We start from the raw sequence: 15,474 nt of genomic DNA, 5'->3' as shown, positions 1-15,474 counted from the left end.
TTAAAGTTAAATTGATGATTATATAAAGGAGGCTAAGCACATGGAAGCCAATGTACTAGTAATCAATGAGCAAGATAATATTGCTATTGCTTTAGATGATATTAAAGAAGGTATGAATGTGAATATAGATGATGAGGTATTTAAAGCTAGAGATGATATACCTACAGGGCATAAGGTAGCTTTAAGGGATATCTCTAAAGGTGAGAATATTATCAGATATGGATATCCTATTGGGGTATTGACTGAAGATATAAAGCAAGGTCAGTGGGTTCATACCCATAACTTAAAGACCAATTTAGAAGGAAAGCTAGAGTATGATTATCAACCACAATTGACTGAATTAGCTAAGCAAGATGAGATCCCTAACTTTATTGGTTATCGACGAAAGAATGGAGATGTAGGGATTAGAAATGAGATCTGGATTATCAATACTGTAGGCTGTATTAACAAACCTGTAGAGAAGATGGCGATGGTGGCTGAACAGAAGTATAGCGCAGAGATAGAAGCAGGAGAGATTGATGCTATTCATGCCTTTCCCCATCCCTATGGATGTTCCCAATTAGGTGGAGATTTAGAGAAGACTCAAAAGGCTTTGGCTGGATTGGTCAAACATCCTAATGCTGCAGGAGTATTAGTAGTTGGCTTAGGATGTGAAAATAATTTAATTGGTGATTTTAAGGAGTTTATTGGTGATTATGACCAAGATAGAGTCAAGTTTATTAACCTCCAAGAGGTGGAGGATGAGATAGAAGAGTGCTCTAAAATAATAGATGAGTTAGTAGCTTATGCCAAAGAGTTTAAGCCAGAAGAAATTCCAGTTTCCAAGTTAAAAATTGGACTTAAATGTGGTGGGTCAGATAGCTTCTCTGGAATAACTGCTAATCCTTTAGTAGGTAGAATCTCTGATAAGTTATCTGCTTATGGAGGTACGACTATTTTAACAGAGGTGCCAGAGATGTTTGGAGCTGAGACCATCTTAATGAATAGAGCTAAAGATCAAGCTACTTTTGAAAAGATAATAGAGCTGATAAATGGATTTAAAGATTACTTTATCTCCCATGACCAAGAGATCTATGAAAATCCCTCACCAGGTAACAAAAAGGGTGGAATTACTACCCTAGAAGAGAAGTCTTTAGGCTGTACTCAAAAGGGTGGAACTAGTATAGTACAGGATGTATTCTTCTATGGAGAACAGGTAACTGGAAGTGGATTGAATCTGTTAGAGAGTCCAGGAAATGACTTGGTAGCTACTACTGCTTTAACGGTAGCAGGGGCTCATATTGTATTATTTACTACTGGTCGAGGAACTCCCTTTGGCGGACCAGTACCGACAGTTAAAATCTCAACTAATACTAATTTATATAATAAGAAGAATAATTGGATCGATTACAATGCAGGTAAATTATTGGAAGGGGCTAGCATGGAAGAGCTAGCAGATGACTTCTTTGCATATATTATCGATTTAGCCTCTAAAAAGGTCAGAACTAAGAATGAACTCAATGATTATCGAGAGATTGCTATCTTTAAAGATGGTGTGACTTTATAAAGACGTGGTTCTAGAATATGATTTTAACTTGTAGATATTGTGATACTTTTTTTATTAGACAGCTAGGGGTTGGGTGGTTAGGTAGTTTGATTTTCTAACCCCTACCCACCTACCTCCTGAATATCGCTTTTTCTATATGAACTTTAGTTTTAAAATCACAGATCTATATAGATTCAATTATTCTACAACGTTAACAGAAAGGGGATGTATTATGTGGTTGAAGTAGTGACATTAGGTGAAACAATGATATTAATGAACCCACGAGAGACAGGGAATTTAAAGTATATTTATGATTATAAGAAGCAGTTAGGTGGGGCAGAGAGCAACTTTGCAATCGGGCTAGCAAGATTAGGTCACCATTCAGCTTGGATTAGTAAATTAGGTGCTGATCCCCATGGTCAATATATTAAAGCCTTTATCCAGGGAGAGGGTGTAGATACTTCTAGAGTTATCTTTACTGATAAAGCCCCAACAGGTCTGATGTTTAAGGAGAGAAGTGTTTTAAATGAAAGTAAGGTCTATTATTATCGTCATGGTTCTGCTGCAAGTAAGCTAACACCAGAGGATTTAGATCAAGAGTATATTGCTCAAGCTAAGTATCTACATTTAACAGGGATCACTCCAGCTCTAAGCCAATCATGCTATGAGGCTGCACTTGAAGCAATTAAGGTAGCCAAAGAGAATGATGTTAAAGTCTCCTTTGATCCTAACTTACGTTTGAAATTATGGGATAGTCAAGAAGAGATGAAGGAAGTGATGTTGGATTTATTTAGTAAGTCTGATATTGTCTTGCCAGGGATTGAAGAGGGGGAGCTGTTATTAGGAACTACTGACCCTGAAGAGATTGCTCAAGAGATTCTCAATTTAGGTGCCGAGATTGTAATAGTTAAGCTGGGAGCAGAGGGTGCTTTAGTAGCTGATCAAGATAGTATGAAAAGAGTTGCAGGCTATAAAGTAGAGAAGGTTGTTGACACTGTAGGAGCAGGTGATGGCTTTGCAGCAGGCTTTATTGCAGGACAGCTCAAGGGCTATGACTTAGTAGAATCTACTAAATTGGCTAATGCAGTAGGTGCTTATGCTATCACAGTACTTGGTGATATGGAAGGCTTACCGACTATGGAAGAGGTTGAAATATTTACAGGTGATAAGAAGGTAGTTACTAGATAATTAAGGGGGAATAACAGTGGATAAACAGATCAAATTAAAAAAGATTCTTGATAAAGGTGTAGTTCCAGTATTAAGAACTATGGATACTGAGAAGATGTTTAAAGCAATTGAGGCTTTAAATAAAGGGGGCATTGACGTTTTTGAGATTACCTTAGATAATCCAGCTGCTTTAGATGTAATTAAAGAGCTGTCTATTAGAATGAAGGATACAGATGTGTTAGTAGGTGCAGGAACAGTCTTAGATGGTGAAACAGCTCGAGCTGCTATCTTAGCAGGAGCAGAATTTATCTTCTGTCCTACCTTCAATAAAGATGTAATTGATGTTTGTAATCGTTATGCTAAGGTAGTAATTCCAGGGGTAATGACTCCAACGGAAGCGATCAATGCTTATCAAGCTGGAGCAGATTTAGTCAAGGTATTTCCAGCAGGAGTTTTAGGACCAAAATATATTAAAAGTATCAAGGGGCCATTGCCACATATCTCCATTATTTCAACTGGAGGAATCAACCTTGATAATGCAGCTGACTTTATTAAAGCAGGTGTAGAGGGTATAGGCGCTGGAGGCTCTTTAGTAGATAAAGAAGCGATAAATAATGAAAATTATGAAGAGTTAACTAAAAAGGCTAAGCAGTTTATAGAGATAGTACAAGAGGCGAGAGGATAAATATTTTTGATAAAGATAGAATTAATTATAGATAAGATTAAGAAGAATAAGCTAACTATCCATAATAATTTAAATATAAGATGTTTGAGTTAGACTATAAGATGGAATTGCTAGTAAAAATCAAAGTATTAAGGAGTGATCCTATCTTGAACTTAAATCAATTAAAGGAGAAAACAAGTCAACTTGGCATCTTGAAGAGGGTCTCACACAGAGGATTAAATAAAGGCTTTAAATCGAATAAGATTAGTATTATTAGAAGGTTAGAGATTGGTTTTAGCCTGATTTTGATTGGAATCATAATAGTGATAGCAATAGTCTTTAATAACACATCTCAAATCACTAAAAAGATTGAAGTTGTTAATCAGAGAATAGTACCGTCAGTTAACTATAGCCAAAGTCTATTGCAGAATATTGATAATAGATTATTAGAGGTCTATCGTTGGCATGCTGGGGTAAAAGGTCTGACTTCTGCTAATGGTAATAATGCAGTTAGTAGCAATATAGACTCTCTTAAAAAATATTTAACAAAAGATGATCAGGCTGAAGAATTAGATAGTTTAGAAGCATTGAATCATGATTTATGGCTCAATTATGATCAATTAAAGAAGTCCGATAAGGATAGCTATTCTAGAAGACTGCTCTTACAGCAGATGAATAAAATTGGAAGCAAGATGAGGCTAAATATTATTGCTTTAAATGCTTCTAATGATGAACAGCTTAATAATAATGTAAAGCAGATAGTTGATAATAGTAAGCAGATGATGATTACTATTGTGATATTGGGATTAATTATCTTTATTTTAGTGATCTGCTTAGGATATATAATTATTAGAGGTGTCAATGATGTTGTTTCTAAAATTAAGGGTGAAACTAACCGATTAGCGGCTAAGGCTAATTCTATAACCGATATTGGTAATTCAATTAAAGAGGTTGCTGATAGTGTAGATGAGAAATTGAATAATACCTTCGGTGCAGTTAAAGAGCTAGTAAGTGGGAACAATGACATATCTCTGGTAGTAGAAGAATTTTCATTATCGATTCAAGAGGTTTCAGCAAAGATTGAGGAATTGTCTCATAAGGCCAACTTTATTTCACAATTAGGTGATGAAGCCTATAGATTGGTTAAAGAGACTGACCAGAGGATTGAAGATGGGAATGAATTTGTACAGAATACGCTTAATACAATGAAGCATCTGCAAAATAGTATTGTTCAAATTAATACCATCTCTGAAAAGATTATGGGGCTGACAGACCAGACCAATTTATTATCATTAAATGCTTCAATTGAAGCTGCTAGGGCAGGTGAGCACGGTAAAGGATTTGGAGTAGTGGCTTATGAGATTAAAGAGCTAGCTAATAAGAGCATAGAAGCAACTAAAGAGGTCCAAAAAATTGGTAGGGAGATAGAATCTGCAGTTCAAGAGGTATCAGCAGTGTTGATAAGTAATACAGGTGATAAGAATAGTATCATTAATATTTTTAATGAGATTAATGACTTATCTAGTGATGTCACTGTAAAAATGGAAGAGGTTAAGAATGCAGCTGCTCAGCAGGTGGTTTCTAGTGAAAGAGTTGACCGATTGACCCAGGATATTGCAGCATCTAGTCAAGAGGTTGCAGCTCAAATGCAGCAGGCAGCAGCTTTTACTGGAGAGATCAATGATTCCATGGAAGAAGTAAATAGCTATAATAGTGATTTATATTCCAAGATAAATCAGCAGGTTGAGAGTACTAACAAGCAGATGGATTTAATTGAACGGGTAATTAAAGCCAATGCTAATCTTAAAAATAGTTAGGAATCTTTAAAGGTTCTAATTCTAGTTAGATAGGGAGGCAGATGATGTCAGAAAATAAATTTAAAATCGAGGTATCTAGACCTTCATTTCCAGATAATAAATATAACTTAGCAGATTTTGGAGGAATAAATGATGCTAAGACTTTAAATACAGAAGTATTTAAAGAAGTAATAGACACCTGTTTTCAAGCAGGTGGAGGAACAATAATTGTTCCAGAAGGGGTTTGGCTGACTGGACCAATTCATCTTAAAAGTAATATACATCTAAAGTTAGAAGAGAGGGCAATACTTCGTTTTAGTAATAAATTTGATGATTATTTACCAGTAGTTTTTACTCGCTGGGAAGGAAATGAATGTTATAATTACTCTCCTCTGATTTATGCACCAGATTGTGAAAATATTGCAATCACAGGAGCAGGTAGATTAGAAGGTAATGGTCAAGCTTGGTGGTCATGGAAGCAGACTCAGCAGCAAGCAGCTGAAAGATTATATAATGCTGAATATAATGGTATACCAGTTGAAGATAGAGTTTTTGGCATAGAAGAAGGCTTAAGACCCCAATTTATCCAGCCGATAAATAGTAAGAATATCTTAATAGAGGGTGTTACTATTGTAGATGGTCCGATGTGGACGATACATCCTGTTTATTGTGAGAATATGATTGTTAGAGATATCAAAATTATAACCAATGGTCCTAATACCGATGGAATAAACCCTGATTCTTGTAAGAATATGTTGATTGAAGATTGTGATTTTGAAACAGGAGATGACTGTATAGCCATCAAATCTGGAATAAATGAGGATGGTAGAAGGGTAAATAGGCCCTGTGAGAATCTTCTGATTAGAAATTGTACTGCCAAAGAAGGTCATGGAGGAGTAGTTATAGGTAGTGAAATGTCTGGTGGAGTGAAAAATATTCATGTACATGACTGTACCTTCAATGGGGGAGAGCGTGGTATTAGACTAAAGTCAATGCGTGGTAGAGGTGGATATGTTGAAAATATTCTCTTTGAAGATATAGACCTCTCTAATCTTAGAGAACAGGCTATTGTAATCAATATGTATTATGGTTCTACTACTGTCAACCCAAACACTGACCTTCCACCAAAGTTTGAGAATATTAAGATAAAGGGGATTAAAGGTGAAGGCATAGAGAGGGCAGTTGAATTGAAAGGTTTACCAGAAGTACCTATGAAGAACATAGTTTTAGAGGATATAAGTATAAGTGGAAATAAGGGCTTAGTAACTGACGATATTGATGGACTTACTTTAAATAATGTAGAGATAAATAGTGAGTCTAATGAGAGTTTTGTCTTTTCAAATGTCACTGATCTCAACATCAAAAAAGCAAATATAAGCAATTTAAAATAGAATAGATTTATTACTAGCTAGAAGTCAATATGTAGTTAGGTCTTAATGGAGTTGGTGCTGTAAAATATTGTGATCTTGATTATATCTTTTTAAAGTGTGAAAAAAGTAGATTATGGTGATTATCATAAGGCATAGTAGAAGAGTTTGGATTAATGAATACTTTCTGCTTGATTTTAAAATATCAAATAAGAATCTTACTATCTATAATCAATATAAGAAGATAACCCTGTAAAAATTCATATGATATAGCATTCTTTAAATTAAGATTGCTTTTCTTGAAACTAAGTTGATGACTTATCTAGTAATTTTCAAGGTTGATCAAATTAATTTGAATTTGAAAGGGTGAAAATATGAAAAAAAGTAGTAGTTTGGTGTTAATTGTATGTTTGTTACTTTCTATTATGATTTCAGCATTTACAGTTGAGGTTTTGGCTGCTGGGGATGGAGGAAAAATTTATGAAGCAGAAGATGCGTCCTCATCAGCTGGAACTATTGTAGCTACTGAACATCAAGGGTATACAGGACTAGGCTTTGTAGATTACAATCCAAATAAGCCAGGAGGATATCTGGAATGGATTGTAGATGTTCCAAAGGCTGGAGAGTATGAACTTCAATTTAGATATGCAAGTGGTGCTTCAGAGAATAGACCAGCTGAAATTAAGGTTAACGGTCATGTAGTAGAGCCTAATTTAGCTTTTAATCCAACAGGGGCTTGGGATAGTTGGAAGCAAACTCAAACAGTTACTACTTTAAGAGCAGGTAAGAATGTAATTAGAGCAACAGCAACAGGTTCTAGTGGTGGTGCTAATATAGATCATCTTAAATTAGAATATAATTCTAATTATTTTGATCAGATTTTAGAGGCTGAGAAGGCTAAAGGATCTGGTACTATTGTAGGTACTGAGCATGAAGGTTATACTGGAACAGGCTTTGTAGATTACAAGCCAAATCAGCCAGGAGGGTATCTGGAATGGACTGTAGATATTCCAGCTGCTGGTAAATATACACTTCAATTTAGATATGGAAATGGTGCTTCAGCCAACAGACCAGCTGAAATTAAGGTTAATGGTGATGTAGTAGAGCCTAACTTAGCTTTTGATTCAACAGGAGCTTGGGATAATTGGGTAACAACAGAAACAACAGTTAACTTACAGGCAGGTAAGAATGTAATTAGAGCAACAGCAACAGGTGCTAGTGGTGGTGCTAATATAGATCATTTAAGAGTCTGTTATGCTTTTGATGAGTTACTTGAGGCAGAGGATGTGTCCTCATCTGCTGGAACTATTGTAGCTACTCAGCATAAAGGATATACTGGAACAGGCTTTGTAGATTATAAGCCAAATCAGCCAGGAGGATATCTGGAGTGGACTGCTGATATTCCAGTTGATGGAAAATATATGCTTCAATTCAGATATGGAAATGGTGCTTCAGCAAACAGACCAGCTGAAATTAAGGTTAATGGTGATATAGTAGAGCCTGAGTTAGCCTTTGATTCCACAGGAGCTTGGGATAATTGGCAATTAACTCAAGCAACAGTAGTTCTTAATAAAGGTGAGAATGTAATTAGAGCAACAGGAACAGGATCTAGTGGTGGTGCTAATATAGACCATTTAAGGATTCTTTCTGCAAATATGATTCAACAGAATGTTGATCCTCTTGCTAAATCAATTGAAGTTGTAGAAGCTTCTGATATAGTTAATAAGCTTGTGCTAGATGAATTATCAAGAAAAGGACTTTTTGTAGATGGACAGTCTTCTCAAGCACAAGTTGAGAAAAAAGCAGAAGCAGTTACTATTAAATCTGCTCAAGCATTGTCTGCTAATTTAGTTTTAGTAACACTAGATGGAGCTTTTAAAGATTTTGATGTAAATAATGTTAGAATAGCAGCTCCACAGAATGATTGGGATGCTTTAAATCCTGATTTGACAGATTACTTATTAATCAAGCAGGCTGCTGTAGGTACAAATAAAGAGGGTAATACTGCTATAATTTATCAGTTAGCAGAAAATTTAGATGAAAATGCTAGACTTAATACTAAAAAAGAACCACAAGTTACCATGGATAAAGAGGCTGCTAAAAAAGCTGCTTTAGATATTGTGTCATGGCAGATGGACCATGGTGGCTGGGATAAACATATGGAAGAAGAATATAAAACACGTTGGAATGGAAAAGCTAAACGTTCTCACTGGTTTGGTACAAACGGTGAAGAATTAGGTACAATTGATAATGATGCGACTATTACTCAAATGCGTTTTATTGCTAAGGTTTATAGAGAGACTAAGATGCCTGAATTAAAGAAAAGCTTCTTAAAAGGATTAGACTTCTTGTATAAATTACAGTATCCTACTGGTGGTTTTGCACAAGTATATCCTAGACGAGGTAGACCTGATCAGAGAATATACTATTCAAATTTTGTTACATTTAATGATGGTGCTATGATTAATGTAATGAATCTGCTTGATGATATTGCTAGTAGAGAATATCCTTTTGATGGTGATTTGCTTGATCGAGATAATATTGCTAAGGTTGAGGACTCTTTAGCAAAGGGTGTTGACTTTATCCTTAAGTCTCAAATTAAGGTAGATGGAAAACTGACAGCATGGTGTGCCCAACATGATCCTAAGACTTATGAACCACGATATGCACGTTCTTATGAGCATCCATCTATTTCAGGTAAGGAATCAGTAGGAATAGTTAAATTCCTAATGGCTAGACCTAATCAGACCCCTGAAATTAAAAGAGCTGTAAATGGTGCTTTAAAATGGTTTGAGGAAGTTAAACTTGAAAATGTAAAATATGTTAGAAATGATCCACTGAAAATATTCTTCTATGATGATGTTCCTAATAGTAATACTTGGTATAGATTTTATGATTTAAAGACTATGGAACCTATTTTCTCAGGGCGTGATGGAGTAATTAAGCATGACCTTAGAAAGGTAGAAGAAGAGAGACAATATGGTTATTCTTGGGGTGGAGACTATGCACAGGCACTTCTTGATGTAGTAAATTCTATAGGTTATTATGGTCGAGGTAGAGTTTATGCTAAAGTTATGGATGATGATACAAAAGATAAGGATGTAACAAAACTAAAAGATGGCAAGGTAGAGTTAGTAAAGAAATTAGATTTAGCTAAAGCTGAGGCTATAGCCAAAATAGTTGTTGCTAAGGATAATAGTGGAGACTATAAGACAGTGCAAGCTGCAATTGATGCAGTTCCTGAAAATAATATCTATCCAGTAGAGATATTTATTAAGGATGGTATCTATAAAGAGGTAGTTAACATTCCTAGTAGTAAGCCTTTTATCAGAATGATAGGAGAGAGCAAGGAAGGTACTGTATTAACTTACGATAATTATAATAAGAAAAAGAAACCTGCTGGTGGAACTTATGGAACTACAGGAAGTGCAAGTGCTTTCTTATATGCAGATAATTTTGTAGCTAAGAACCTTACTTTTGAAAATTCTTTTGATGAAGCAAGTGTAGCAGGTGGAGGAACTCAAGCAGTAGCAGTCAAGACTCAAGGTGACAAGATGTATTTTGAAAATGTTCGTTTTATAGGTAACCAAGATACTTTATATACTAGTGGAGGAAGACAATACTTTAATAATTGTTATATTGAAGGAGATGTTGACTTTATCTTTGGTGATGCTCAGGCAGTATTTGATAATTGCCAGATTTATTCACTAGATAGAGGTTCATCTTCAAATAATGGATATGTTACTGCTGCAAGTACATCGATCAAAGAGCCTTATGGATATCTCTTTATAAATTCAACGCTGCTAAGCAATGCACCAGATGGTACAGTATATTTAGGTCGACCATGGCATCCAGGTGGCGATAAATATGCAATAGCAAGTGTTGTCTTTAGAGATTCTTATCTTGGAGCTCATATTAAAGCTAGACCATGGACAGATATGTCAGGCTTTAAAGCTGAGAATGCAAGATTCTATGAATATAATAATAGTGGACCAGGTGCAGTAGTTAATTCATCCAGAAATCAATTAACTGCCAAAGAAGCACAGAAGTATACTATTGAGAATGTTCTTGCTGGCTGGAACCCTAATCAATAGAATGTAAATATAAGGTTATAAATTTAATATAACAATAAGAGCAACTATATAAAACAAGAAATAGTTTGAGTTTTTAGCTAGGGATTGACATAGCTGAAAAACAGATGATAATAGAGATTTATAAAATTATCTAGCTACTAATATTAGTAGCTAGATATAGAATAAAAATCTTTTAGATGATTTGTGAAAATTTATGAATATCCTTTTATAATGATTATCTTAAGGAATAATGGAATGATTTGAATTAATAAATCTGTTCTGTTTGATTTTAAAATATTAAATAAAAATTTCACTAGTATAATTAATATAAGAAGATAACCCTGTAAAAATTCTATGATATAGTATTGTATTGATTTTTGAAGAGCAGATAAGTATATGGCTTATCTGATGATTTTGAATTTGAAAGGGTGAAAAGATGGAAAAAAGAAATATTTTGTTATTAATTATCTGTTTTTTACTTTTGACCACAATTCCAGTATCTATAGTTGAAGCTCAATCTAAAGCTATTACTACAGATGGAGCGAAAATTTATGAAGCAGAAGATGCATCAACATTATCAGCAGCTATTATAGCTACTGAGCATGTAGGATATACAGGAACAGGATTTGTCGATTACAAACCAAATCAGCCAGGGGGATATATTGAATGGATTGTAGATGTTCCAATCGCTGGTGATTATGTACTTGAATTTAATTATGCAAGTGGTGCTTCTGAGAATAGACCAGCTGAAATTAAGGTTAACGGTGATACAGTTGAGCCTAATTTAGCCTTTAACCCAACGGGAGCTTGGAACAATTGGGAGCAAACTAAAACAGTTGCTAATCTAAAAGCAGGTGAAAATGTCATAAGAGCCACAGCCACAGGCTCTAGTGGTGGTGCAAATATAGATCATCTCAAATTATATTATGATTCTAATTACTTTGATGAAGTTTTAGAGAGTGAGGATGCTAAAGGTTTTGGAACTATTGTAGCTACTGAACATGTAGGATATACAGGGTTAGGTTTTGTAGATTATAAGCCAAATCAGCCAGGAGGATATCTTGAATGGACTGTAGATGTTCCAGCTTCTGGGGAATACGCACTCCAATTTAGATATGGAAATGGTTCTGCAGAGAATAGAGCAGCTGAAGTTAAGGTTAATGGGAATGTAGTAGAGCCTAATTTAGCTTTTAATCCAACAGGTGCTTGGGATAATTGGTTAACAACCCAAACAGCAGTTAGCTTAAAAGCAGGCAAAAATATCATAAGAGCTACAGCTACAGGATCTAGTGGTGGAGCTAATATAGACAATTTAAGAGTCTATTATGCTTTTGATGAGTTATTTGAAGCAGAAGATGTCGTATCATCATCTGGAACTATTGTAGCTACTGAGCATGTAGGTTATACAGGACTAGGTTTTGTAGATTATAAGCCAAATCAGCCAGGAGGATATCTGGAATGGACTGTAGATGTTCCAGATACTGGCAGATATGCACTTCAATTCAGATATGGAAATGGTTCTGCAGAGAATAGACCAGCTGAAATTAAGGTCAATAGAGATGTAATAAAGTCTAATTTAGCTTTTAATCCAACAGGTGCCTGGGATAATTGGCAACTAACTAAAACAACAGTAATGCTTAAAGCAGGTAAGAATGTAATTAGAGCAACAGCAACAGGAGCTAGTGGTGGAGCTAATATAGATCATTTAAGAGTCCTTTCTTCAAATATGATTCAAGAGAACGTTGATCCTCTTGCTAAATTAATTCAAGTTGTGGAAGTTTCTGATATTGTTAATAAGTTTATGTTAGAAGAATTAGCAAGAAAAGGGCTTCTTATAGAAGGAGAGCCTGCTCAGACGCAAGTTGAGAAAAGAGCAGAAGAAGTTACTATTAAATCTGCTAAAGCAGTAACTGCTAATATAGTTTTAGTAACATTAGATGGAGCTTTTAAAGAGTTTGATGTAAATGATATTAGAATAGTAGCTCCTAAGAATGACTGGCAAGCTTTAAAACCTGATTTAACAGATTATTTAGTAATTAAAGAGGCTGCTGTAGGTAGAAATAAAGAGGGCAATACTGTTATAGTTTATAAGCTTGCAGATGATTTAGATCAAGAGGCTAGACTTAATACTAAAAAATTAGCTCCAGAAGTTATTATGGATAAAGATATGGCTAAAGAAGCTGCCTTAAATATTGTATCATGGCAGATGGACCATGGTGGATGGACTAAGCATATGGAAGAGAAGTATAAGACACGCTGGGATGGAAAAGCTGAAAGAACTGAACAATTTGGTCCAAATGGTGAAGAATTAGGTTCAATTGATAATGGTGCAACCATTACTCAGATGAGATTTATTGCTAAAGTTTATAGAGAGACTAAAATACCTAAGTTAAAGAAGAGCTTTTTGAAAGGTCTTGATTTCCTATTTACGATGCAGTATGAAACCGGTGGTTTCCCGCAGGTATATCCAAAAAGGGCTCGTCCAGACGAAATAATATATTATTCAAACTATGTCACTTACAATGATAATGCGATGATTAATGTCTTGAATATGTTTGATGATATTTTGAATCATGAGTTTCCTTTTGATAGTGATTTAGTTGATCAAGATTACCTTGATAAGATAAGTATATCTATGGAGAAAGGTGTTGACTATATTCTTAAGTCTCAAGTCAAGATAGATGGAAAGCTGACAGCATGGTGTGCTCAGCATGATCCTAAGACTTATGAACCATTACCTGCCCGTGTCTTTGAGCATACATCTATTTCAGGATCTGAATCAGTAGGAATAGTCAAATTCTTGATGGATAGACCTAATCAGACCCCTGAAATTCAAAGAGCTGTCAACGGTGCTTTAAGGTGGTTTGAGGAAGCTAAAATAGAAGGTGTAAAATATATTAGAAATGATCCAGCAAAGAAATTTTTCTATGAAGATCCAAATAGCAATACCTGGTATAGATTTTATGATATTGAGACTATGAAACCTATTTTCTCAGGAATGGATGGAATTATTAGACATGATTTAAGGAAGATAGAAGAAGAAAGACAATATGGTTATTCTTGGGCTGGTAGTTATCCACAGGCACTGCTTGATGTGGTTAATTCTATAGGCTATTATGGTAATGGTAGAGTCTATGCCAAAGTTGTGAAGACTAATTCTGAGAATATGAATGGTATAAAATTAAAAGATGGTGATGTAAAGTTACTAAACAAATTAGATTTAGATAAATTTGAAAACATGATTCAAGGGAAATAGAAGAGGGACAATATGGTTACTCTTGGGCTGGCAGTTATCCGCAGGCACTGCTTGATGTGGTTAATTCTATAGGTTATTATGGTCAGGTTAGAGTTTATGCCAAAGTTGTAGCGAATAACTCTAAGGATATTAATGGAATAAAATTAGAGGTTGGTGATGTAGAGTTGGTAGAGAGATTAGATGTAGATTCATCGGAAACTTTAACAAAAATAGTTGTTGCTAAGGATAATAGTGGAGACTATAAGACAGTGCAAGCTGCAATTGATGCAGTTTCAGAAAATAATATCTATCCTGTAGAGATTTTTATCAAAGATGGTATCTATAAAGAGGTAATTAATATTACTAGTAGCAAGCCTTTTATCAGAATGATAGGGGAGAGTAAAGAGGGTACTATCTTGACCTATGATAATTACAATAGTAAGCCAAAGCCCGCTGGTGGAACCTATGGAACTACAGGTAGTTCAACTGCTTTCTTGTATGCTGATAATTTCATAGCTAAGAATCTGACCTTTGAAAACTCATTTAATGACCCGAGTATAGAAGATGATGGGAGGCAAGCAGTAGCAATCAAGAGTCAAGGTGATAAGATGATCTTTGAAAATGTTCGATTTATAGGTAATCAGGACACCCTATATGCCAATGCAGGCAGACAATATTTCAAAAACTGCTATATTGAAGGTGATGTTGACTTTATCTTTGGTGCTGCTCAGGCAGTCTTTAATAACTGTGAAATCTATTCCTTAGATAGAGGTTCTTCTGTCAATAATGGCTATGTCAGTGCTGCCAGTACACCGATCAAAGAGCCCTATGGATATCTGTTTATCAACTCTAGATTCTTAAGTGATGCTCCAGAGGGGACAGTATACTTAGGTAGACCATGGCATCCAGGTGGAGATAAATATGCAATCGCAAATGTTGTAGTTAGAGACTCTTATCTGGGAGCCCATATCAAGGCTGAACCCTGGACAGATATGTCAGGTTTTAAGGCCACTGAGGCAAGGTTTTATGAATATCAGAACAGTGGACCAGGTGCAGTAATCAATCCGTCAAGAAAGCAATTAACTGCTGAAGAAGCCAAGAAGTATACTATTGAAAATATCCTTGATGGTTGGAATCCTGAAGAAGTATTGAATAAATAAACCTTTAATTTACTGTCCAAGGCTAAAGTGTGATTTAATGGGTATATTGCGACACTTTTTTAATTGAAAATTAAGAACTTGCCTTTAAAGAAACGCAAGCGGTATTTGGTCATAATCTAATATTATTTTAAACTCAGAAATTCAAAATAAATTAAATATTTCTCATATAAGTATAGCGTGTTTCGTTGGGAAAGTAAGCGGTCTATTGAGAAGAAATTAGTTTGTCATAGAATTACTGTAATTAATTTAATTGCCCAAATTTTAGTTATAAGTGTTAGCGTTTTCCCTGTTTTTAGAGTGATTTTTTGCCTACTTTTTTATCTATGGAAAAAAGGTAGGTCGCCTTTTAGGCGAAATCTAAACTATGATAAAGCAGAGTTTTTTATAAAAACTCACTAGCGTTGCATCTAGATATTTCAATAAAATACCTGTTGTAAAAAGAAAACTCCTCTGATTAAATGGATAAGTACTGCCCAGTACAAAAATC

8 protein-coding genes are annotated in these 15,474 nt (G+C 35.0%); all 8 read left to right on the top strand.

The features are described from left to right. Positions 1-40 precede the first annotated feature (40 nt). The 8 genes from BX659_RS09930 to BX659_RS09895 all read left to right on the top strand — a co-directional run bounded on the left by BX659_RS09930 (position 41) and on the right by BX659_RS09895 (position 14,987). Positions 41-1,546: a UxaA family hydrolase gene (locus tag BX659_RS09930; protein ID WP_097016966.1), complete on the top strand. Its 1,506-nt coding sequence runs from the start codon at positions 41-43 to the stop codon at positions 1,544-1,546. A gap of 213 nt (positions 1,547-1,759) precedes the next feature. Beyond that, positions 1,760-2,713 (top strand): sugar kinase, encoded by a 954-nt coding sequence (locus BX659_RS09925; protein ID WP_216358752.1) that lies wholly within the window; start codon positions 1,760-1,762, stop codon positions 2,711-2,713. A gap of 16 nt (positions 2,714-2,729) precedes the next feature. Further along, positions 2,730-3,377, top strand: a complete 648-nt coding sequence (locus BX659_RS09920) for a bifunctional 4-hydroxy-2-oxoglutarate aldolase/2-dehydro-3-deoxy-phosphogluconate aldolase (protein WP_097016968.1) — start codon at positions 2,730-2,732, stop codon at positions 3,375-3,377. 146 nt (positions 3,378-3,523) lie between these two features. Next, entirely contained in the window at positions 3,524-5,173 is a 1,650-nt protein-coding gene (locus BX659_RS09915; protein ID WP_172431836.1) for a methyl-accepting chemotaxis protein, read from the top strand. Between the two features lie 44 nt (positions 5,174-5,217). After that, positions 5,218-6,543, top strand: a complete 1,326-nt coding sequence (locus BX659_RS09910) for a glycoside hydrolase family 28 protein (protein WP_172431837.1) — start codon at positions 5,218-5,220, stop codon at positions 6,541-6,543. A gap of 350 nt (positions 6,544-6,893) precedes the next feature. Beyond that, entirely contained in the window at positions 6,894-10,613 is a 3,720-nt protein-coding gene (gene pelA, locus BX659_RS09905; RefSeq protein WP_097016971.1) for a pectate lyase, read from the top strand. A 415-nt stretch (positions 10,614-11,028) separates the two neighbouring features. Next, complete coding sequence (gene pelA / locus BX659_RS09900; RefSeq protein ID WP_097016972.1) at positions 11,029-13,848, top strand: pectate lyase; 2,820 nt, start codon at positions 11,029-11,031, stop codon at positions 13,846-13,848. Between the two features lie 56 nt (positions 13,849-13,904). Next, complete coding sequence (locus tag BX659_RS09895) at positions 13,905-14,987, top strand: pectinesterase family protein (protein ID WP_216358753.1); 1,083 nt, start codon at positions 13,905-13,907, stop codon at positions 14,985-14,987. The last annotated feature ends 487 nt before the right edge of the window (positions 14,988-15,474 follow it).

Origin of the sequence: Orenia metallireducens, assembly GCF_003001995.1 — a bacterium.
In the GTDB taxonomy this organism is placed as follows: domain Bacteria; phylum Bacillota; class Halanaerobiia; order Halobacteroidales; family Halobacteroidaceae; genus Orenia; species Orenia metallireducens_B.
This window is presented reverse-complemented; position numbering and strand designations above follow the sequence as displayed.

Excerpts from the sequence above, each read along its gene's own strand:
- BX659_RS09930 (WP_097016966.1), top strand. The coding sequence starts at position 41 with ATGGAAGCCAATGTACTAGTAATCAATGAGCAAGATAATATTGCTATT.
- BX659_RS09910 (WP_172431837.1), top strand. The coding sequence starts at position 5,218 with ATGTCAGAAAATAAATTTAAAATCGAGGTATCTAGACCTTCATTTCCA.
- pelA (WP_097016971.1), top strand. The coding sequence starts at position 6,894 with ATGAAAAAAAGTAGTAGTTTGGTGTTAATTGTATGTTTGTTACTTTCT.
- pelA (WP_097016972.1), top strand. The coding sequence starts at position 11,029 with ATGGAAAAAAGAAATATTTTGTTATTAATTATCTGTTTTTTACTTTTG.